A 19,888-nucleotide genomic window follows, 5' to 3' on the forward strand; every position below is an offset into this window, starting at 1 on the left:
GGGACGCAGGAGGAGAACGAACATGAAGTACGTCGCGGCGATCTACGGCAACCAGGCCAAGTGGGCCTCCTTCCCGGCCGAGGCCTGGCCGGCCGCGATCGCCGAGCAGGAGGCGTTCAACGCCCGCTACCGGGAGACCGGCGAACTCATCGGCGCCTACGGGCTCGCCGACGCGGCCGCCGCCCAGCTGGTGCGGCGGGTGGAGGGTGCGCCGGTCGTCACCGACGGGCCGTACCTGGAGACCAAGGAGTACCTGGCCAGCTTCTACCTGCTGGACTGCGAGAGCCCGGAGCGCGCCCAGCAGATCGCCGCCGACATGCCGTTCGCGGACGTCGAGCCGGTGGAGCTGTGGCCGATCCTGCACGAGTCCCCGGCCGGCGCGTGAGCGTCCCGGACCGGGCCGTGGAGGACCGGGCCGTCGAGGACCTGCTGCGCGAACTCGCGCCGCAGGTCCTCGGCATGCTGGTACGGCGCCACGGCGGGTTCGACGCCTGCGAGGACGCGGTGCAGGAGGCCCTGCTGGCGGCCGCCCTGCGCTGGCCGCGGGACGGCCTGCCGGAGCACCCGCGCGGCTGGCTGGTCACGGTCGCGAGCCGCAAGCTCCTCGACCAGGTGCGCAGCGAAGCCGCCCGGCGCCGCCGCGAGGAGACCCTCGCGCTCGCCACCCCGCAGGCCGCGCTGCTCGCACCCGCCGCCGACGCGGGCGGGGGCGCGGTCGCCGACGACTCGCTCGCGCTGCTGTTCCTCTGCTGCCACCCGGCGCTGTCCGCGCCCAGCCGGATCGCCCTCACCCTGCGCGCGGTCGGCGGCCTCACCACCGCGCAGATCGCCGCCGCCTTCCTGGTCCCCGAGGCCACCATGGCGCAGCGGATCAGCCGCGCCAAGCAGAGCATCAGGACGGCCGGCGGCGGGCTCGGGCCGCCGGCCGGCGAGGGCGGCGCGGCGGCTCGGCTCGGTGAGGTCCGGCAGGTGCTGTACCTGATCTTCAACGAGGGCTACACGGCCAGCGACGGCGAGGAGTTGACCTCGCCCGCGCTCGCCGCCGAGGCGATCCGCCTCACCCGGCTCCTGCTGCGCCTCACCCCCGGCGACGCCGAGACCGCCGGACTGCTCGCCCTCATGCTCCTCACCGACGCCCGCCGGCCCGCCCGCGCCGGCCCGGGCGGTGCGCTGGTGCCGCTCGGCGAGCAGGACCGCGCGCTGTGGCGGCGCGAACTGCTCGACGAAGGGCTGGAGTTGATCGGCACCGCGCTGGCGGGCGGCCGGGTCGGGCCGTACCAGGTGCAGGCGGCGATCGCGGCCGTGCACAGCGAGGCGCCGAGCGCGGAGGAGACGGACTGGCCGCAGATCCTGGTGCTGTACGACCTGCTGCTCGGCCTCGACGCCAACCCGGTGGTCGCGCTCAACCGGGCCGTCGCGGTCGCGAAGGTGCAGGGCGCGGACGCCGGGCTGGCCGTCGTCGACGCCCTGGCCGCCGACCGGCGGATGGCCCGCCACCACCGCCTGCTGGCCGTCCGCGCCCACCTGCTCGACCTCTCCGGCGCCGACCGGTCCGCGGCGGCCGAGGCCTACCGCGCGGCCGCCGCCCGCACGGCGAGCGCACCCGAGCGGCGGCACCTGGTGGAGCGGGCGCAGCGGCTGGTGGGGGAGTAGGAAGTCGGCCGGGCCGACTTCCCGTGTAGCCGGGGCCGGGGTGGGCTTCCGGGGGCGGGGTGGCGGCCGCATCATGGGGCTCCCGTTCCGCGACGCTCCCTGGAGGCAGCAGATGGCCACCCCGCAGCCCACCCCCGCGCCCGCCCTGCACCCCACCCCGCCCCCCGTCCCGTTCCCCGTCCGGGTCCAGGCCCGCGCCCTCCGGGCCGTGTACGCGCTGCCGGCCGGGGTGCGCCGGGTGCTGGCCGGGGCGCCGGTGGTGCGGGACGGGCAGGAGCTGGCCCTGGACGCGCAGTTGATGCTGCGGCTGCAGCGGCTCGCGGGTTCCGCGCTGGTGCTGCCGGGCGGAGTGGGGCCGTCGCGGGTGGCGATGGACCTGTCCCGGCACCTGGTGGGCGGCCCGACCCTGCCGGTGGCCGTCCGGGAGGTGGCGATCCCGCAGCCGTACGGGGAGCTGCCGGCCACGCTGTACGCGCCGCGCGGGCCGGCGGCCGGCTCCGGGCTGCTGGTGTTCCTGCACGGCGGCGGCTGGGTGGTGGGCAGCCGGGCGAGCCACGACCACGTCTGCCGGTACCTCGCCCGGCGGGCCGGGGTGCGGGTGCTGTCGGTGGAGTACCGCCTGGCGCCGGAACACCCCTTCCCGGCGGCGGCCGAGGACGCGCTGGCCGCCTTCGACTTCGCGCACGCCGAGGCGGCGGCGCTGGGCGTGGACCCGGCGCGGATCGCGGTCGGCGGGGACAGCGCGGGCGGCAACCTGGCGGCGGTGACGGCGCAGGCGGCGGTGCGCCGGGGCGGTCCGGCGCCGGCGTTCCAGCTGCTGCTGTACCCGGCGGCGGACGCCTCCGTCCGGCGCCGCTCGCGCGAGCTGTTCGCCGAGGGCTTCCACCTGACCAGCGCGCAGATGGACTGGTTCGCCGACCACTACGCCCCCGAGCCGGCCGACCGTACGGACCCGAGGCTGTCCCCGCTGCTCGCCGGGGACCTCGCGGGCCTGCCGCCCGCGTACGTCGGCACGGCGGGCTTCGACCCGCTGCGGGACGAGGGCGAGGCGTACGCGCGGGCGCTGCGCGCGGCCGGGGTCGCGGTGCGGCTGAGCCGGCACCGGGACCTCATCCACGGCTACGCCAACTACCTGGGCATCGGCGGCCGCTTCCTGGAGGCGACGGCCGAGGCGGCGGAGGCGCTGCGCGCGGCGGTGGGCTAGGCAGCCCGCCTGCGCAGGGGCTTCTCGGGAACGCCCGCTTATTGTACTGTCCGTCTAATAAGCGGGTGAGCGGGCACCCGCAGGAGCGGGCACCTGGAGGCAGCCATGGCTCTCACCGACCCGGTGGCGCGGCACGACCACCGGCACACCACGCGGCACACCACGGCCGACGACGACGTCTCGCGGCGGCTGCTGGAGTCGGCCGCCGCCCTCTCCTACGACCCCTCGGTCGAGATCGACTGGGACGCCCCGCTCCCGCCGGAGCACCACGGCCTGAACCCGGAGTGGAGCACCCTCTACGGCACCCGGCTGTGGGACGAGATGACCGAGCAGCAGCGGGTGACCCTCACCCGGCACGAGGTCTGCTCGATCATGAACACCGGCATCTGGTTCGAGATGATCCTCCAGCAGATGGTGCTGCGCGACCAGTACCTCAACAACCCCGCCAGCGCCGAGTTCCGCTTCGCGCTCACCGAGATCGCCGACGAGTGCCGGCACTCGATCATGTTCGCCCGCGCCTGCGAGAAGATGGGCGTCCCCGCGTACCGGCCGCACAAGCTGGTCGCCCAGGCGGGCCGGGCCTTCAAGTCGCTCGCCAAGGGCGAACTGGCCTACGGCGGCATCCTGGTGGCCGAGGAGGTGCTCGACGTCATGCAGCGCGACTGGATGCGCGGCGAGGACGTCCTGGAGATCGTCCGCGGCACCTCCCGGATCCACGTGGTCGAGGAGTCGCGGCACATGAAGTTCGCCCGGCAGGAGATCCGCGAGCGGATGCGCCACGCGGGCCCGGCCCGGCGCGCCAACGCGGCCTTCGGCATCGCGGTCTGCGCGTACGTGATCGTCTCCAGCATGGTCCACCCGGGCGTGTACAAGGCCGCCGGGCTCGACGTCGGGCGGGCGCTCGACGAGGTGAAGGCGAACGAGCACCGCAAGGCCATGCTGCGCACCAGCTCCCGGCACCTGATGGCGTTCCTCGCCGAGACCGGGCTGCTCACCCGCCGCTCGGCGGCGATCTACCGCCGCCTCCACATGCTCTGACGGTCCGTCGCACCGCGTCCGTCACAGCGATCCCTCTCCACAGCGAGGACCCCACTCCGGCCATGGCCTACGCGATCACCCAGACCTGCTGCAACGACGCCTCGTGCGTGTCCGTCTGCCCGGTCAACTGCATCCACCCGACCCCGGACGAGCCGGAGTTCGGCACCACCGACATGCTGTACATCGACCCGGCGGCCTGCATCGACTGCGGCGCCTGCGCGGACGCCTGCCCGGTGGACGCGGTGTTCCCGGTCGACCGGCTGCGCGGGCCGGACACCGTGTTCGGCCCGATCAACCGGGACTGGTTCCGCGACCACCCCAGCGACCACGCCTGGGGCGCGCCCGCGTTCCCGCGCAGCCTGCCCGGCGGGTTCGGCCCGCTGCGGATCGCCATCGTCGGCACCGGCCCGTCCGCCGGGTACACCGCGCAGGAACTGCTGCGCCGCACCGGCGCCGAGATCACCATGATCGACCGGCTGCCGGTGACCGGCGGGCTGCTGCGGCACGGCGTCGCCCCCGACCACCAGTCCACCAAGCGGATCGCGGAGAGCTTCGCGAGCGTCTTCCACGACCCGCGGCTGCGGATGCACCTCAACGTGGAGGTCGGCACCGACGTCACGCACGCGGAGCTGACCGCGCACCACCACGCGGTGGTGTACGCGGTCGGCGCGGCCGCCGACCGGCGGCTCGGCATCCCCGGCGAGGACCTGCCGGGCAGTCTGCCGGCCACCACCTTCGTCGGCTGGTACAACGCCGAGCCCACGGTGCCGGCCGACGCCGTCGAACTGTCCGCCGAGCGCGTCGCGGTGATCGGCAACGGCAACGTCGCCGTGGACATCGCCCGCATCCTGCTCACCGACCCGGACCGGCTCACCGCCACCGACATCGCCGACCACGCGCTCGCCGCGCTGCGCGCCGGCCGGGTGCGCGAGGTGGTGCTGCTGGCCCGGCGCGGGCCGGAGCAGGCGGCGTGGACGAAGGCGGAGTTCCTGGCGCTGCGGCAGCTGCCGGGGGTGGAGGTGGTGGTCGAGGACCACCCGCGGGTGCGGGCGGCGATCGAGGCGGCCGGGCCGGACTCTCGGGCGGCGCTGCTCGCGGGGCTGCCGCTGGTGCCGTCCGGCGCGGCGCCGGGTGCCGCACGGCGGATCGTGCTGCGGTTCCTGTCGGCGCCGGTCGAGCTGGTGGCCGGCGCGGACGGGCGGGTCGCGGGGGTGACCGTCGAGCGGACGGCCCCGGGCGCGGACGGCGCGGACGGCGCGGACAGCGCTGACGGCTCCGGCGGCGCGGTGACGGTGACGGGGACGGGCGAGCGGGAGACCCTGCCGGCCGGGCTGGTGGTCCGCTCGATCGGGCACCGGGGCGTTCCGGTGCCCGGGCTGCCGTTCGACGAGGCGGCGGCGACGGTCCCGCACCGGGGCGGGCGGGTCGTCGACCCGGCCACCGGGCGGCCGCTGCCGGGCGCGTACCTGGTCGGGTGGGCCAAGCGCGGGCCGTCCGGCGGGATCGGCGCCAACCGGGCCTGCGCGCGGGAGACCGTGGACGCGCTGCTGGACGACGCCGAGGCCCGTGCGCTGCCCGTCCCGGCGGGGAGCCGGCGGGACTTCGAGAAGCTGGTGCGGGGGCGCCGGCCGGACGCGGTCGGGCTGAAGGAGCTGCGGGCGGTGGACCGGGCGGAGCGCGCCCGGGGCGCGGCCGAGGGGCGGCCCCGGGTGAAGCTCGCCACCGTGCCCGCGCTGCTGGCGGCCGGGCGGCGGCGGTAGGTGCCGGCGGCCTGTCCTGCACGAGAAGTCGGACCGGCCGACTTCTCGTGCGCCGGCCGCTCGCTCGCCCGTGCGGTTTCCGCACCGGGGCTGACGTGGCGGCCGCGGGTTGACGCGGCCGTGTCCCGATCCGGGCGGGGTGCGTTGGGCGGGTGTGAGTGCATTCGGGGTGATGCCGGCGCCGCGTCGGCGGCGGCCGGTCGAAGAAACGATTCTGCACGGCGAGCAGCCGTTTCCGGGCCTCCCGGAACGGCCGCCCGACAGCCCGGGGACGGCCGACCCGGGGGCCCCCATCTACGCCGAACTGGCCCGGCGCTGGCAGGCCGAGGGCCGCACCGTACCGGGCCTGCCCGATCCGGTGTGGGAGGACCTGGCCGCCCCGCGCGGGGCGTGGACGCGGCCGCGGGCGTGAGCGGGCGGGGCGGTGGTCACCGCGAGGGCTTGACGGCCGTGTGGACGTACCAGCCCGTGACGTTGCGGACGGCGTACATCTCCACCGTGGTGCGGAGGTTGAGCCACTTCGCCGGATCGCCGAACCGGCGCACCAGCTCCCACGGCAGCCGGAAGTACACGTGCAGCGCCTCCGTGGTCGGCAGGTAGTACGGCGTCGCGTCCAGCGCCTCCTCGACCTCGAACCCGGCCTCGGCGAGCAGCCGCGGCAGGTTGCGGGCGTGGTAGATCCGCGCGCCGGGGAGCACGTGCGCGTCCAGGTACGGTTCGAGGACCGTGCGGACCCCCGGCTCCATCTCCTCCAGCGGGCCGAGGCTCATCGGGCCGATCAGCACCAGCCGCCCGCCGGGGCGCAGCACCCGGTGGAACTCGGCCAGCGCGCGGCGCGGGTCGTAGGAGTGGACGAGCGTCTCCATCGAGTACGCGCCGTCGAACTCGCCGTCGCCGAACGGGAGTCGGTGGTAGTCGCCGCCGGTGAAGGCGGTCCGGTCGGCCAGCGCGGCCCGGGCGCTCAGCCGGCGGGCCTCGGCGAGCAGGACGTCCAGCACGTCGACCCCGGCGACCAGCAGCCCGAACCGGGTCGCCATCGCCCGCGCCACCACCCCCGAGCCGCAGCCCGCGTCCAGCACCCGCGCGCCCGCCGGCAGCGCCAGCTTGCGGCCCAGGACGTCCTCCACCTGCCGCTGCGCCCGCCACAGCCGCCACTTCGACTGGCCCGGCTCCGTCCACCCCCAGTGCCGGGCGTTGCGCGCCACCAGGGCGTAGAAGCACCGGCTCCCGGCCCGCCCGTAGACCCTGCGCAGCCCGGCGAGATCGAGTTCCTGAGCGCCCATGCGGACACGCTAGCGGCGGGCCCGGGGCCGCTCCCGGCGGCGCCACGCGCACTGCGCCGCGGGGAGGGAAGGTGCGGTCGTCGGACTATCCGATCAGGGCGAGCCGCAGCCACGGCACGATCAGGGCCATCGCCTCGCCGAACCGCGAGACCGCGCAGTGGCCGGTGTCCGGGACCAGCTCCACCCGGGTGGCCCGGCGGCCCGCGAACACCAGGGTGTCGTGCCGCGGGACGTGCACGTCGTCCTCGCCGTTGACCACCAGCATCGGCGCGTTGACGGCCAGGTCCAGCAGCGGGCGCAGGTCGAAGGCGGCGAAGGCCTCCTCGCGCTCGGCCCGGCCCGGGACCTCGTCGAAGCCCAGCGCGTTGCCGACGATGCCGTCCATGCCGAAGGCGAAGCCCCGGCCGGGCGCGAAGGAGCGCTCCACCGGGCCGCCCAGCACCACCGCGGCGTCCACGGTGCCGCTCAGCCCGGAGCGGGCGGAGTAGTAGCCGCCCATCGAGATGCCGAAGTGGCCGACCGTGCCGTTGCCGATCGTCCGGGCGAAGGCGATGAGGCCCTCGATCACCTCGGCGCCGCCGTCCGGGGTCATCGGCAGGTGGGCGGTCTCGCCGGTGCCGGCCAGGTCGAACAGCAGCAGCCGCGCCGGGAGGGCGAGCGCGAGCTGCTCCCAGACGCCGTGCAGGTCCGCCTTCCAGGAGTCCACCCCGCCGCTGGCCAGCAGGACCGGGGCGTCGGCGGGCAGGCCGGGGGCGGCCATCAGGTGGACGGGCAGGGTGGCCGTGCCGCCCCGGTACGGGACGGTGAGCGAGCGGCGCTCGAACTCCACCGGGAAGCCGGGGGCGGCGAGGACGTACTGCTCGACCTGCCGGGCCAGCGCGGTGCGCTTCGGCCCGTCCGCGAGCGAGGGGAACTTCGCCCAGCCGTACGCCTGCGCCGCCTCGCGGTGCCGGCCGGCGGCGGCGTGCCGGGCGGCCAGCGCGGACCACTCGTACACCCAGCCGCCGGGCCGGTCGGGCCACATCTCGGTGACGGCGGCGCGCACCGCGTCCACCTCGGCGGCGGGCAGGGCCAGGGTCATCTGCGGGTAGCGCTCGGCGAACAGGTCCTGCGGGTCGAGCGGCCAGGTGAAGGGCATGGCGGGGGCCTCCTGCTCGTTAAAGCCAGAACTCTTGCGTTAGTGACTATGCGTCCGGGGGTCGCTTAACGCAAGTGCCCCTGCGTTAAGGTGGCGGGCGAGGTGATCGACGCATGACCGGACGCATGACCGGACGCATGACCGGAGAAGACCAGGACCCGATCCGCCGCCGCCCCGGCGGACGGGCCGCGCGGGTGCGGCAGGCCGTGCTCGCGGCCGCCATGGAGGTGCTCGCCGAACACGGCCTCGCCCGGCTCACCATCGCCGAGGTCGCGGCCCGCGCCGGGGTCAACGAGACCACGGTGTACCGGCGTTGGGGCAGCCGGGAGAAACTGGCACTGGACGCCATGCTCACCGCCAGCGACGAGGGCATCCCCGTGCCCGACACGGGAGCCGTCCGCACCGACCTGGCCGCCTTCGCCCGCGCCCTGGCCGACTACCTGGCCACCCCGCTCGGCCGCGCCGTCGTCCGCGGAGCCGTCCTCGGCGCCGACGACCCGGCGCTCGCCGAGTCCTGGCAGACCTTCTGGCAGTCCCGCCTCGACCAGGCCGGCGTGATCGTCCGCCGAGCCGTCGAACGCGGCGAACTCCCGGCCGACACGGACACCGCCCTCGCCCTGGAACTCCTCTGCGCCCCCCTCCAGGCCCGCGCCGTCCTCGCCCACCGCACCCTCGACCCCACCCTCCCGACCCGCCTGGCCGACCTCGTCCTGGACGGCCTCCGCGCGCGGGAGTAGCGCACGAGAAGTCGGACCGGCCGACTTCTCGTGCATGCGAGGACCGGGTGGCCGCCGTGCCCGGTGGTGGCGAAGTGCCGTGGCTCTGGCCGCATTTGGCCGCGGGTCTGGCATTGCCAGGGGTACGTAGGAAGTCGGCCGGGCCGACTTCTCGTGCGCGTGAGGGCCGGGTGGCTGGCGTGCCCGGTGCTCCGCTTGGCCCTTCCCGGCCGAGCTCGGCGGGGCGACCGCGCGGGGGTCCGGGTGTCGCCCGGCCCGATCAATCAGCGGCGTCGCACGAGAAGTCGGACCGGCCGACTTCTCGTGCGACGCCGTCCCTGGCCGCTTCAGGCCGGGCCGGTGGCTCCGCGGAGGATGGATTGGCCGTCGCGGCCGCGGAGGGTGAGGGCGGCGGGGAGTACGGCGGCGGTCAGGGCGATGGCCGCGCAGCAGGTGGCGAGGGTGGCCAGCACGCCCCAGGGGACGACGGCCGGGGTCGGGCCGACGAGGTGGGTGAGTGCGGCCCAGGAGCCGCCGACGCTGAGGGCCGTGCCGAGGGCGCCGAGGAGGGTGCCGGCGGCCACGCACAGCAGGGTTTCGACGGCGACGGCGCGCAGCACCTGGGCCTTGGTGGCGCCGGCCAGGCGGAGCAGGGAGAGTTCCCGCCGCCGGTCGGTGACGGTCATGACCAGCGAGTTGGCGAGCGCGATCGCCGCGTAGCAGATCGCCAGGCCGAGGATCATCAGCAGGGCGTTCCAGGAGGCCTCTTCGGTGCTGTCGGTGGCACCCGACCAGATCTCCTCCGGGGTGGCGAGCCGGGCGCCGAGCCCGTCCACGGCGGTCCGCAGCGCGGTGGCGGCCTGCTGCCGGTCGGCGCCGGGCAGCAGCCGCAGGTCGATCCGGTCGGTGAGGGCCGGGCCGCCGACGCCGCCGGTGACGGCGTCGGCCGGGGTGACCCAGGCCTGGACGGCCTCGGCGCCGGTGCCGAGCAGGGCGGCGACCCGCAGGCTGCGCGGCGTGCCGTCGGCCAGCCGGACGTCCACCTGCTGCCCGACCTGCGGCGAGCCGGGCCAGGTGCGGCTGAGCACGACCGAGCCGGGGCGCAGGTCGGCGAGCGAGCCCGCCACGACGGGCAGGCGGTCGACCTCGGCGAGTGCGGCCGGGTCGGCGGCGGCGGCGCGGAAGGGCACCAGGGACTGGCCGGTCACGTCGGCGGCCAGGACGGCGGTCGGGGTGGTCACCAGCGCCCGCACGCCGGGTACGGCGCGGACGCGGTCGACCACGGCCCGGTTGAGCCCCGGCGTGCCGGCCGGGGTGACGACGAAGTCGGCGGCGGCGAGCCGGTTGCGGACCTCGGTGACCTGCGCGCGGTTGATGGTGTCGATGCTGCCGAGCAGGCAGCCGGCGAAGGCGACGATCAGCACCACCGGGGTGGTGGTCGCGGCGGTGCGCCGGAAGGCGGTGAGCGAGCTCTGCCGGGCGGTGGCCCAGACGATGCCGCCGCCGTCCTCGGCGGTGCGCCCGCGCAGCCGGGCCGCGAGGCCGGGCAGCAGGGTCAGCAGCCGGATCGTCGGCCCGGCCAGCACGCCCGCCAGCAGCACGCAGCCGGCGACGACGGCGAGCAGCAGGCTGAGTGAGTCGGCGGCGTTGGCGGCCGCGTCGGGCCAGTACTCGGCGGTGACCGCGACGGCCGCGAGCGCGCCGCCCAGCACCAGCAGGCCGGCGGTCCAGCGGAAGGCCAGCGAGAGCCGCGAGGGCCGTTCGACGTCGGCGTCGGCGAGCGCCTCTCCGGGGCTGATCAGCCCGGCCTTGAGCGAGGAGAGCAGCACGCCGCCGAGGGCGGTGAGCAGCCCGATCACGGCGGCGGTCAGCAGCGCCCACCAGGCGATCGGGACGGTGAAGCCGGGCGGTACCAGGTCGCGTTCGACCAGCCAGCGGCCGGCCGGCGCCGCCCCGGCCGCGCCGAGCGCGCACCCGGCGGCGGAGGCGAGCACGCCGACCACCAGGGCCTCCCGGTGGACCAGGGTGCGCAGTTGGCGGCGGGTGGCGCCGATCAGCCGCAGCAGCGCGAGTTCGCGGCGGCGCTGGGCGATCGACAGGGCGAAGGTGCCGGCCACCACGAAGACGGCGGTGCCGGCGGAGACCGCGGCGGACAGGCCGAGCGGGGTCTGGACGTCCTCCAGCCGGTGGCTGACCTCGGCGTGGTGCGGGTCGGCCTGGGCGCGGTCGCCGCCGGTGAGCACCCGGGCGACGTGCTCGCCGCCGGCGGCGAACACGGCCCGGCGCACCGCGTCGGCCGGGCCGAACGCGGCCAGCACGCCGACCGAGGGGCAGTACCGGGCGGCCTGCGCGTCGGTGAAGAAGACGGCGTGTTCGAACGGCTCCGCCTCGGTGACGCCGGAGACCGTCGCGGTGTGCGGGCCGTCCGCGGTGACGTACCGGACCGGCCGGCCGACCTGCTCCGGGCTGCCGCCGCCGAGGACGACCTGGTCGTCGGCGGCGGGCGCGGAACCGGCCGTCAGGCGGTAGCCGCCGAGCTCGGCGGCGGACCAGGCGCGGCCGACCTGCGAGCTCGGGCCGTCCGCGAGCTGGGCGTAGAAGGTGCGGTCCGGGACGGCGCGGCCGGTCGCGGCGACGGCGGCGATCAGCTCGGGCGACAGGCCCGGCTGGGCGGCGACCGGGGTCGTCGAGGTCTCGCCGGTCGCGGTCCGGAAGTCCACGCCGAGGTTCGCGGTCACCAGGACGGGTGCCTGCGAGAAGCGCTGGCGGCCCTGGTCGGGGACGTCGGTGGTGGCGGCGATGACCAGGACGGAGACGGCCATCAGGGCGACCCCGCAGGTCAGCGCGACGAAGCTGCCGACGAAGGAGGCCCAGCGCAGCCGGACGGAGGCGAGGGCGAGCGTCAGCATGCGACGGCCTCCTGCGCGGTTTCCGGCGCGGTCACGGTTTCCGGCGCGGTTTCCGGCGCGGTTTCCAGCGCGGTCATCCGGGCGGCGACCTGCTCGGCGGTCGGCCGCTCCAGCTCGCCCGCCAGCCGGCCGTCCCGGAGGAAGACCACCCGGTCCGCGTAGGAGGCGGCGACCGGGTCGTGGGTGACCATGACCACGGCCCGGGTGGGGTCGTCGGCCATGTCGCGCAGCAGGGCGAGGACTTCGCGGCCGCTGGTGGTGTCCAGCGCGCCGGTCGGCTCGTCGGCGAGCAGGACGGCCGGGCGGGTGATCAGCGCCCGGGCGATGGCGACCCGCTGCTGCTGGCCCCCGGAGAGCTCGCCCGGCCGGTGCCCGGCGCGGTCGGCGAGGCCGACCGCGGCCAGCGCGGCCGTGACCTCGGCGGGTGCCGGGCGCCGGCCCGCCAGCCGGGCGGGGAGCGCCACGTTCTGGGCGGCGGTCAGGGCGGGGAGCAGGTTGAAGGACTGGAAGACGAAGCCGATCCGCTCCCGGCGCAGCACCGTCAGCTGCTTGTCGCGCAGGCCGCCGAGCACGGTGCCGTCGACCCGCACCTCGCCGCCGTCGATGGCCTCCAGGCCGGCGGCCGACCGCAGCAGGGTGGACTTGCCGGAGCCGGAGGGGCCCATGACGGCGGTGAAGGTCCCGAACGGGAACCCGATGCTCACCTCGGCCAGGCCCACGACGGGTTCGGGGCCGCGCCGGTAGGTCCGGCGGACGGAGCGGAGTTCGACGGCGAAGTCCGGCGGCGTGCTGCTGTTCATGATCATATTTCAGCAGGTGGGACGGGCCGCTCCCATGGCCGAGGGTTCACTTCCGGGGGTGTAGCCAGCTACACCCCAGCTACACCCCCAGGTCGCGGGCGGTGCTCCCGCGCGCCGCCAGGTTCCAGGTGATGATCCGCCGGGGGTGCACCCGGATGACGTCCTTGCTGAACGCGTCCGGCTGGACCGGCGGCACGTCGACGGTCACGAGTTCCGCGCGGCCCCTGATCTCGACGCCGCGGCCCCAGCCCGGCGCCACCGGGTCGTCGGCGGGGGCCAGGTCGTCGATCAGCACCGAGACCTCCGGGCAGGCCCGGGCGTTGCGGTACTTGCGGCTGCGGGCGTTGTCCGGGCCGCCGATGTCGATGGTGCCGTCGGCGTTGAGCCGGAACCCCACCGGGCGGACGTGCGGCCCGCCCCCGGGGCCGATGGTGGCCAGGCGGGCCAGCGGCTGGCCGGCGAGGTACGCGCGCTCGCGTTCGGTCAAGGTCGTGCGGAAGGTCGTGCGGAAGGTCATGCGGCCGACCGTAGGACCTGAAGTGCCCTTGAGGTCAAGGGCGTTCGACCCGGTCCGGACGCCAGGCGCGCTTCAGCTCCGCCCACCGCCGCGCCTGCTCCGGCGTCAGGGTGCCCCGCAGCTCGGCCAGCTTGAGCAGCTGCGCCTCGGTGTCGGCGCCCAGCGGCTGGGCCTCGGCGCGGTAGTGCTCGGTGAGCAGGGCGTCGAGTTCGGGGCGGGTGAGGGCCGGGTCGAGGCGCTGGGCGAGTTTGGCCATGTTGCGGTAGGAGCCCTGGAGGAGGAACGGGGGCTCGGTGCGGGCGCGGTCGTCCTGCGCGGCCGAGGCGAGGTAGGCGCGGTTGACGGCCAGGACGGTGCCGCGCAGGTGCAGCAGACCGGCCAGGACGGCGGTGGTGCGCTCGACCTCGGCGGCCGGCCAGGCGGCGCCGAGCTGCCCGCCGGGGGTGCCCGAGGCGCGTGCGAGCAGGGTGTCCAGGTCGGCCCGTTCGGCGGTGGCGAGCGCGGCCAGGTGGGGGTTGGCGGGCAGGGCGTTCTCGACGAAGCTGAGCGCGAACAGGTCCTCGCGCCCGGCGACGGCGTCGCCGAGGTTCCAGACGTCGGCGCGGTTGGCGAGCATGTCGGGCAGCCGGAACAGCCGGCCGGACTCGGTGTACGGGTTGGCGGCCATCACGACGGCGAAGCGCTTGCCGCGCAGGTCCCACGCGCGGGCCTCGCCGTCCCACACGCCGTCGATCCGGCGCTGGGCGTCGCACAGCGGGATGAAGCGTTGCAGGAACTCGGGCGAGGTGTGCTGGACGTCGTCGAGGTAGAGCAGCACGTTGTCGCCCGCGTGCAGGGCGAAGTTGAGCTTCTCCAGCTCGCGCCGGGAGGTGGCGTCGGGGGCCTCGGCCGGGTCGAGCGAGGTGACGCGGTGGCCGAGGGCGGGGCCGCTGACGGACACCAGCAGCAGGCCGAGCCGTTCGGCCAGGTACTCGACCAGGGTGGTCTTGCCGTAGCCGGGCGGGGAGACGAGCAGCAGCAGGCCGCTGCGGTCGACGGGCCCGCCGGCCTCGGCGGTGCCGAGCTGCTTGGCGAGGTTGTCGCCGACCAGCGGCAGGTACACCTGGTCGATGAGCCGGTTGCGGACGAAGCCGTTGAGCGGTGCCGGCCGGTACTGGTCGAGCCGCAGCCGGGCGTGCTCGGCGGCCAGCAGCTCGGTGCGCAGCCGCTGGTAGGCACGGTGGCCGGGCACCTCCACCGCCTCGAACTCCCGTACCCGAGCCAGCAGTTCGTCCAGCCGCAGGTCCAACGCGCCGCCCCGGACCCGCGGGTGGTCGCCGAGCAGGCCGGTCAGCCGGGCGCCGACCGCGCCCTCGGCGGCGCGGCGCGGCAGCGCGGGGCAGAGCAGTGCGGCGGCGGCCTCGGCGAGGTCGCCGGGGTCGGCGTCGGTGGCGGCCGACTCCAGCCAGGCGGCGGCGAGTTGGCGTCGTACGGGCAGCAGCGAGGGCTCGTCCGGCAGCGCGGTGAGCGCCTCCGTCAGCCCGGCCGACTCGGGCGCGGCGCGGAACTTGTCGAGCAGCGCCGAGGCCCCCGTCGAGTACGCGAACACCGGCTCGGCGGCGGCGAGTTCGGCCACCAGGTACTGGCCGGCCCCCGCCGCACCCGGGACGAACTCCGCCACCGCGGCCCCGAGTTCGGCCGCCAGCTCGTCCAGCGCCGGGACGGCCACCCCGAAGGCCCGCCGGGCGAGGGCCAGCGAGCGGGCCCGGGTGTGCCAGACCAGCCGCTGCCGCTCGTCCGTGCCGTGCGCCCAGTACAGCTGCGCGGCCGCCCGGGCCTCGGCCGGGTGCCGCAGCAGCCCGGCCCGGGCGTCGAGTCGCAGCAGCGCGCCGAGCAGCAGCGCCGCGTCGTGGTCGTGCACCCCGCGCTGGTAGCCCTCGTCGGGCCGCTGCTCGGCGGCCCGCCGCACGTACTCCAGCAGGTCGAGGTCCGGCGGGAGCGCCCCCGGTTCGGCGGCCAGCAGCAGGCTCGCCGCCAGGTACTCGGCGCGGTACAGCGCGGGCGTCTCGGAGGGCAGCGGCCGCGCCCAGTAGCGTTCGGTGGCGGCGAAGGCCGGGTCGGTGACGGGGGAGCGGTAGTCGGTGCCGGTGAGGGTGAAGGCGGGGCGGCCGCGCCAGGGCAGCAGGGTGAGTTCGGGCCGCTGGGTGGTGACGGCGAACAGGTGGCGGCCGAGCCGCAGGGTGCCGGGGCCGTCGCCGGCGAGTTCGGCGCGGTCGCGCAGCGCGCGGCGGGCCCGGCCACGGGCGGCGCGCAGCCGTCCGGTCAGCTCCTCGGCCCGGACCCGGTCGCCGAGTTCGGTCAACCGAGCGGCCAGGTCGCGGAGTTTGACGGCGGTCGGGTCGGCGGCGAAGGCGGCGTCGATCTCGGCGGCGGTGTCGAGCGCGGCGAGCCGCCGGTGCAGGGTGTCGAGGATGCGGTCGGCGGAGGCGGCCAGCCGGTCGGCGCGGCGGGCGCGCTCCTCCAGCAGGTGCTGGCGGCGGGCGGTGAGCGCGTCGTGGATCTCGGCGCGCCGGTCGGCGAGCTGCTCGCCGAGGGCCGGGTCGGCGTCGGCGAAGCGGGTCTCCAGCTGTTCGATCCGCAGCAGCAGCCGGCCGAGCTGGTCGTCGCAGGACTCGGGGGTGTCGGCGGCGGCGAGCGCGGCGGTGACGGCCTGGGCGAGCAGGGCCGTCTCGGCGGCGAACTCGGCGGCGGCCTCCCGGGTGCGCAGCTCGCGGCGGCGGACGGTGAGCGCGGCGCGGGCCCGGTTGAGCAGGCCGAGGACGTCGGCGAGCCGGTCGAGGACGGCGGTGCGGGTGGTGGCGTCGGCCAGGTCGAGGGTGCCGACCAGTTCGGAGACGGTCTGCAGGGCCTCGCTCTGCTCGCCCAGGCGCTCGAACAGCGGCGCGGCCTCGGCGGCGGTCGCGATCGCGGCGCAGGCCTCGGCGAGGTCGCCGGCCCGGCGGCGGTGCGGTGCGAAGGCGGTCGGCTCGGCGAGCCGGTCGACGGCCCGTCCGGCGGCCTCGGCCAGGCCCTCGGCGAGGTGCGCGGCGAGCGCGTCCACCCGGTCGACGCGGACGCGCGGCAGTTCGCGCAGCGCCTCCACCCGGCCCTGGGCGCGGCGCAGCCCGGCCAGCCGGTCGACCCACTCGGCGGCGTCGGCCAGGGTCTCGCCGCGCGCGGTGCGCAGCAGGCCCTCGACGTGCTCGGCGGCCTCCGCGACCTGGCCGGCGGCGTGCGCGGTGAGCTGGGCGATCGCCTCGTACTCGGCGATGACCCGGCGGGCGGTGTCGTGGATCTCGGCGAGCGGTGCGGCGAGGTCGCCGAGGCCGTCCTGGCCGAGCCAGTGGTGCCGGTCGGCGGTGCGGGTGCAGGCGGCGAGGACGGCCCGGTGGCCGGCCGGGGTGTCGGCGCCGGCGGCGGCGAGCCGGGCGAGGGCGAGGCAGTCGGCGAGGCCGCGGACCAGGTCGGCGTTGCCGATCCGGGCCAGCGGGCCGTGGCCGGGCGGCTGTTCGGCGGCGTGCCGCTCGCTGGTGAACGGGGTCCGCCACAGCTGGACGGGGTGCATCCGGGCGGGCCCGTCCTCGGCGGGGCGCAGGGCGATCAGGGTGCCGTCGTCGAGCAGCGCGTAGCCCTGGCAGGCGAGCGGGGCGGCGGCCTCCTGACGGACGGAGTTGTACGGCTGGAGCAGGGCGCGGCCGTCGACGGGGGAGCGGAACTCGTACAGCACGTCCTCGCCGTTGGGCGAGACGACGGTGCGCTCGTACGCGAGGCCGTCCACCGGCTGGTCGAAGGTGCGCACGGTGCCGTCCGCGAGGTGGCAGCCGCCGGGGAAGGCGACGCCCTGGTCGGCGGGCAGCCGCAGGCAGGCCTGGCCGAGCGCGTCGATCCGGGTGACGGTGCCGGTGGGCAGGTGGACGACCAGGTGCCGGACGGTCTCCTCCTGGTACGGGCGCACCCGTACGAGCAGCAGGGTGCCCAGGCGGGCGTGGGCGATCCGGGCGTCGGCGAGGGTCTGCAGCGCCTCGGCCAGTGGCTCGTGGTGCAGTGCGCGGCCGTCCGGGGCGGTGAGGGTGAGCCGGCCGCCGTCGACGCCGAGGTGGAGCTCCCCGGCGAGGTCGGCGCGCGGCGGGGTGCCGGGGGCGGCGGGCAGCTGGTCGTCGCGGGTGAGCGGCGTCCAGTCGAGCTGCTGCCCGTCCGCCGGGGTGTGGTCGCGCTCGCCGCGGCCGTCGTGGTAGCTCGGCCGCCCCTCGTCGGGGGCGAGCCAGCGCAGGACGCGGACGTCGGCGGCGGCCGGGCCGGTGCGGAAGACGGCGAGCAGCCGGCCGGCGGTCGGGCGCAGCCGGTCCAGCCGGGCGTCGCGGAAGTAGCGGCGCAGGTCGGCGAGGTCCTGGCGCAGCCGGGGGTCGTCGAGCAGGGTGCCCGCGGCGGGCGCGGGGGAGAGGTCGGGGTGGTGGACGGTGAGGGCCGCGGTGAAGTCCTCGTCGTCGCCGCCGGGTTCGACGGGCCGGGTGCCGAGCAGGAGCAGCCCGCCGGCGGCGGTGAGGTCCTGCGGCAGGCAGGCCCGGGCGGTGGTGAGCCGTCCGGTGCCGGCCAGCCGCAGCTCCCCGCCGCCGAACTCGGCGACCCGGCGGGCGTTCAACGCCGTGGCCCGGTCGGCGAGTTCGGCGGCGGCCCGGGCGAGCCGGTCGCGCAGGACCTCGTAGGTGCCGGCGTCGAGCCGGGTGTCGGAGGCGGAGGCGGCGGTGGCGTCCACGGTCAGTTCCTCAGGTGTGCGGTGCGGGGGTGACTACTTGCTGCCGTTGGCCGTCGCGAGCGCCCCGATCGGCGTCTCGGCGATGCCCAACTTCTTCGCGGAGTCCAGCAGTTGGCGCAGCTGGCCGGCCTGCTCGCCGCCGCCCGCGCCGATCAGCCTCAGCAGCAGCGCGGAGACGGTGAGGTTCTGCACGTCGGCCGTGGAGACCGAGGACAGCACCCGGGTCAGGTCCTCGGTGAAGCTGGCGCTGCCGTCCAGCCAGGGCCCGGCGAGGGTCTGCGCGGTCTGCGAGTGGCCGACGAAGGCGTCCACGGCCTTGCCCGCCGACACCGACTGCACCAGCTTGTCGAAGAAGACCGAGTCCCCGCCGACGATGTCGATCTTGGCCTTCTCCAGGCCGGCCGCGACCAGCGCCGCCTGCGCCTCGGCGATCTGCCGCTGCGCGTCCAGCCCGGCCAGCCGGACGTCCTTCTCGGCGGCCAGCCGCAGCCGGTACTCCTCGTGCCCGCGCGAGGCCTCGTCCAGCTTGGCCATCGCCGCGGCCTTCTCGGTCAGGCCCTCGGCCTCCGCCTTCAGCTTGGCGCCGACCTCCAGCGCGGCGGCCTTGGCCTTCTCGGTCTGCACGACGGCCTCGGCGCGGCCCACCTTCTCGACCGCGGCCGCCTCCTGCTCCCGCACCTGCACCCGGGCCAGGCCCTCGGCGGCGGCCTCCGCCCGGACGCCCTCGGCCAGCTTGACCTTGGCGGCCGCGTCCAGCTCGGCGGCCTGCTGCCGGGCCTCGGCCAGCACCAGCGCCTCGCGGGCCTTGTGGGAGGCGGCCTGCTCGGCGGCCTCGGCGGCCTTGATGTCCTTGACCAGCTTCTCCTGCGCCTCCGCCTCGGCCTGGATGACGACCGCCTTGCGGACCCGCTCGGCCTCCTCGGTGGCGCGCAGCGTCTTGACGGCCTCCTCCTGCTCGGCGACGGTGCGCTCCACCGCGACCCGCTCGCGGACCACGTCGGCGACCTCCCGGCGGCGGGACTCGACCTCCTTCTGCTTGGCCATGACGGCCAGTTCGGTCTCCCGCTCGCGGCCGACGACCTCCAGCAGGCGGTCCTTCTCGATCCGCTCGTTCTCCACCGCGATCACCCGCTCGCGGTTCTTCTGCGCCACCGCGACCTCGCGGGCCTGGTTCTCCCGCTGCACCCCGAGCAGCTCCTCGGTGCGCAGGAAGGCGGTCTGCGCGTTCAGCCGCTCCTCCTCCTGCACCCGGGCGATCACCGCGTCCTCCTTGGCCCGCAGAGTCTCGATCTCGCGGCGCTGGCGGATCTCGGCGTCCGCCTGGCGGCGCTCAAGCTCCAGGACGGTCTCCCGGGCGTCGACGTTCTGCCGGGTGATCTCCTTCTCCTCGGTGCGCTGGTACTCGTTGGTGCGCACGTGCTCGATCGCGGTCAGCTCGGTGATCTTGCGGATGCCCTGGGCGTCGAGGATGTTGTCGGAGTCCAGCTGGCTCATCGGGGTCTGTTCCAGGTGGTCGATCGCCGCGTCCTCCAGGGTGTACCCGTTGAGGTCGGTGCCGATGACGGCGATGATCTGGTCCCGGAACTCGTGCCGGTGGGTGTACAGGTCGGTGAAGTCCAGCTGCTTGCCGACCGTCTTCAGCGCCTCGGCGAACTTCGCCGCGAAGAACTCCTGGATCGCCTGCGGGTCGCTGGCCCGGGCGGTGCCGATCGACTGCGCCACCTTGACGACGTCCTCGACGGTCTTGTTCACCCGGACGAAGAACGAGATCCGGATGTCGGCCCGGATGTTGTCCCGGCAGATCAGGCCGTCCCGGCCGGCCCGGTGGATCTCCACCGTCTTCGCGGTGATGTCCATCAGCTCGGCCTTGTGGATGATCGGCAGGACGATCGCGCCGGTGAAGGTGACGTCCACCTTCTTCGTGCGGGAGACGATCAGTGCCTTGCCCTGCTCGACCTTCTGGAACAGGCGGCCCACGAAGAGCAGCACGGCGAGCAGGATGAGCAGCACGACGGCGACGAGTACGCCGAAACCCACGGCGATGGTGTCCATCACGGAGTCCTTTGACGAGAAGTGGTGCGAAGTGGGAAATCAGAAGC

14 protein-coding genes are annotated in these 19,888 nt (G+C 76.0%); 7 read left to right on the forward strand and 7 right to left on the reverse strand.

Annotated elements, in window-relative coordinates:
* Positions 1 to 22: 22 nt before the first annotated feature.
* From VM95_RS05090 to VM95_RS05115, 6 genes are all read left to right on the forward strand, one after another.
* Positions 23 to 385 (forward strand): YciI family protein, encoded by a 363-nt coding sequence (locus tag VM95_RS05090; RefSeq protein WP_045692808.1) that lies wholly within the window; start codon positions 23 to 25, stop codon positions 383 to 385.
* Positions 382 to 1,653 carry an RNA polymerase sigma factor gene (locus tag VM95_RS05095; RefSeq protein ID WP_279616815.1) on the forward strand — a complete coding sequence of 424 codons (1,272 nt, stop codon included), beginning with the start codon at positions 382 to 384 and terminating at the stop codon, positions 1,651 to 1,653. The genes VM95_RS05090 and VM95_RS05095 overlap by 4 nt, the downstream gene beginning before the upstream one ends.
* 112 nt (positions 1,654 to 1,765) lie before the next feature.
* Entirely contained in the window at positions 1,766 to 2,857 is a 1,092-nt protein-coding gene (locus VM95_RS05100; RefSeq protein WP_045692809.1) for an alpha/beta hydrolase, read from the forward strand.
* Between the two features lie 105 nt (positions 2,858 to 2,962).
* A complete protein-coding gene (locus VM95_RS05105; protein WP_045692810.1) occupies positions 2,963 to 3,895 on the forward strand; it encodes an AurF N-oxygenase family protein in 933 nt (310 codons plus the stop codon).
* 62 nt (positions 3,896 to 3,957) lie between these two features.
* The gene (locus VM95_RS05110; protein ID WP_045692811.1) at positions 3,958 to 5,655 is read left to right on the forward strand and encodes an FAD-dependent oxidoreductase; all 1,698 of its coding nucleotides are present in this window, start codon (positions 3,958 to 3,960) and stop codon (positions 5,653 to 5,655) included.
* Positions 5,656 to 5,827: 172 nt separating this feature from the next.
* The gene (locus VM95_RS05115) at positions 5,828 to 6,067 is read left to right on the forward strand and encodes a hypothetical protein (RefSeq protein ID WP_045692812.1); all 240 of its coding nucleotides are present in this window, start codon (positions 5,828 to 5,830) and stop codon (positions 6,065 to 6,067) included.
* A 16-nt stretch (positions 6,068 to 6,083) separates the two neighbouring features.
* Here VM95_RS05115 and VM95_RS05120 read toward each other — a convergent pair whose 3' ends face one another.
* Together VM95_RS05120 and VM95_RS05125 are read right to left on the reverse strand one after the other, a co-directional pair.
* Positions 6,084 to 6,938 carry a methyltransferase domain-containing protein gene (locus VM95_RS05120; RefSeq protein ID WP_045692813.1) on the reverse strand — a complete coding sequence of 285 codons (855 nt, stop codon included), beginning with the start codon at positions 6,936 to 6,938 and terminating at the stop codon, positions 6,084 to 6,086.
* Positions 6,939 to 7,023: 85 nt separating this feature from the next.
* A complete protein-coding gene (locus VM95_RS05125; protein ID WP_045692814.1) occupies positions 7,024 to 8,076 on the reverse strand; it encodes an alpha/beta hydrolase in 1,053 nt (350 codons plus the stop codon).
* A 113-nt stretch (positions 8,077 to 8,189) separates the two neighbouring features.
* Between VM95_RS05125 and VM95_RS05130 the strand changes: the two genes are divergently transcribed.
* Positions 8,190 to 8,813, forward strand: coding sequence for a TetR/AcrR family transcriptional regulator (locus VM95_RS05130; RefSeq protein ID WP_244178635.1), 624 nt, complete (start codon positions 8,190 to 8,192; stop codon positions 8,811 to 8,813).
* A gap of 326 nt (positions 8,814 to 9,139) precedes the next feature.
* Here the strand turns inward: VM95_RS05130 and VM95_RS45075 are convergent, their stop codons facing one another.
* The 5 genes from VM95_RS45075 to VM95_RS05155 all read right to left on the reverse strand — a co-directional run bounded on the left by VM95_RS45075 (position 9,140) and on the right by VM95_RS05155 (position 19,841).
* On the reverse strand, positions 9,140 to 11,701 hold the full coding sequence (locus tag VM95_RS45075) for an FtsX-like permease family protein (protein ID WP_045692815.1): 2,562 nt from the start codon (positions 11,699 to 11,701) through the stop codon (positions 9,140 to 9,142).
* Positions 11,695 to 12,501: an ABC transporter ATP-binding protein gene (locus tag VM95_RS05140; RefSeq protein WP_045692855.1), complete on the reverse strand. Its 807-nt coding sequence runs from the start codon at positions 12,499 to 12,501 to the stop codon at positions 11,695 to 11,697. The genes VM95_RS45075 and VM95_RS05140 overlap by 7 nt, the downstream gene beginning before the upstream one ends.
* 79 nt (positions 12,502 to 12,580) lie before the next feature.
* On the reverse strand, positions 12,581 to 13,018 hold the full coding sequence (locus tag VM95_RS05145) for a PPOX class F420-dependent oxidoreductase (protein ID WP_045692816.1): 438 nt from the start codon (positions 13,016 to 13,018) through the stop codon (positions 12,581 to 12,583).
* Positions 13,019 to 13,052: 34 nt separating this feature from the next.
* Entirely contained in the window at positions 13,053 to 17,789 is a 4,737-nt protein-coding gene (locus VM95_RS45080; protein ID WP_052707151.1) for a DNA repair ATPase, read from the reverse strand.
* A gap of 33 nt (positions 17,790 to 17,822) precedes the next feature.
* Positions 17,823 to 19,841 carry a flotillin family protein gene (locus VM95_RS05155; protein WP_045692818.1) on the reverse strand — a complete coding sequence of 673 codons (2,019 nt, stop codon included), beginning with the start codon at positions 19,839 to 19,841 and terminating at the stop codon, positions 17,823 to 17,825.
* Positions 19,842 to 19,888 lie beyond the last annotated feature (47 nt).

It is taken from the genome of Streptomyces rubellomurinus, assembly GCF_000961885.1.
GTDB classification, from domain to species: Bacteria; Actinomycetota; Actinomycetes; order Streptomycetales; family Streptomycetaceae; genus Kitasatospora; species Kitasatospora rubellomurina.

Bases quoted from the DNA above. Each gene is read 5' to 3' on its own strand.
- VM95_RS05090 (WP_045692808.1), top strand. From the start codon at position 23: ATGAAGTACGTCGCGGCGATCTACGGCAACCAGGCCAAGTGGGCCTCC.
- VM95_RS05100 (WP_045692809.1), top strand. From the start codon at position 1,766: ATGGCCACCCCGCAGCCCACCCCCGCGCCCGCCCTGCACCCCACCCCG.
- VM95_RS05105 (WP_045692810.1), top strand. From the start codon at position 2,963: ATGGCTCTCACCGACCCGGTGGCGCGGCACGACCACCGGCACACCACG.
- VM95_RS05110 (WP_045692811.1), top strand. From the start codon at position 3,958: ATGGCCTACGCGATCACCCAGACCTGCTGCAACGACGCCTCGTGCGTG.
- VM95_RS05115 (WP_045692812.1), top strand. From the start codon at position 5,828: ATGCCGGCGCCGCGTCGGCGGCGGCCGGTCGAAGAAACGATTCTGCAC.
- VM95_RS05120 (WP_045692813.1), bottom strand. From the start codon at position 6,938: ATGGGCGCTCAGGAACTCGATCTCGCCGGGCTGCGCAGGGTCTACGGG.
- VM95_RS05125 (WP_045692814.1), bottom strand. From the start codon at position 8,076: ATGCCCTTCACCTGGCCGCTCGACCCGCAGGACCTGTTCGCCGAGCGC.
- VM95_RS05130 (WP_244178635.1), top strand. From the start codon at position 8,190: ATGACCGGACGCATGACCGGACGCATGACCGGAGAAGACCAGGACCCG.
- VM95_RS45075 (WP_045692815.1), bottom strand. From the start codon at position 11,701: ATGCTGACGCTCGCCCTCGCCTCCGTCCGGCTGCGCTGGGCCTCCTTC.
- VM95_RS05140 (WP_045692855.1), bottom strand. From the start codon at position 12,501: ATGAACAGCAGCACGCCGCCGGACTTCGCCGTCGAACTCCGCTCCGTC.
- VM95_RS05145 (WP_045692816.1), bottom strand. From the start codon at position 13,018: ATGACCTTCCGCACGACCTTCCGCACGACCTTGACCGAACGCGAGCGC.
- VM95_RS05155 (WP_045692818.1), bottom strand. From the start codon at position 19,841: ATGGACACCATCGCCGTGGGTTTCGGCGTACTCGTCGCCGTCGTGCTG.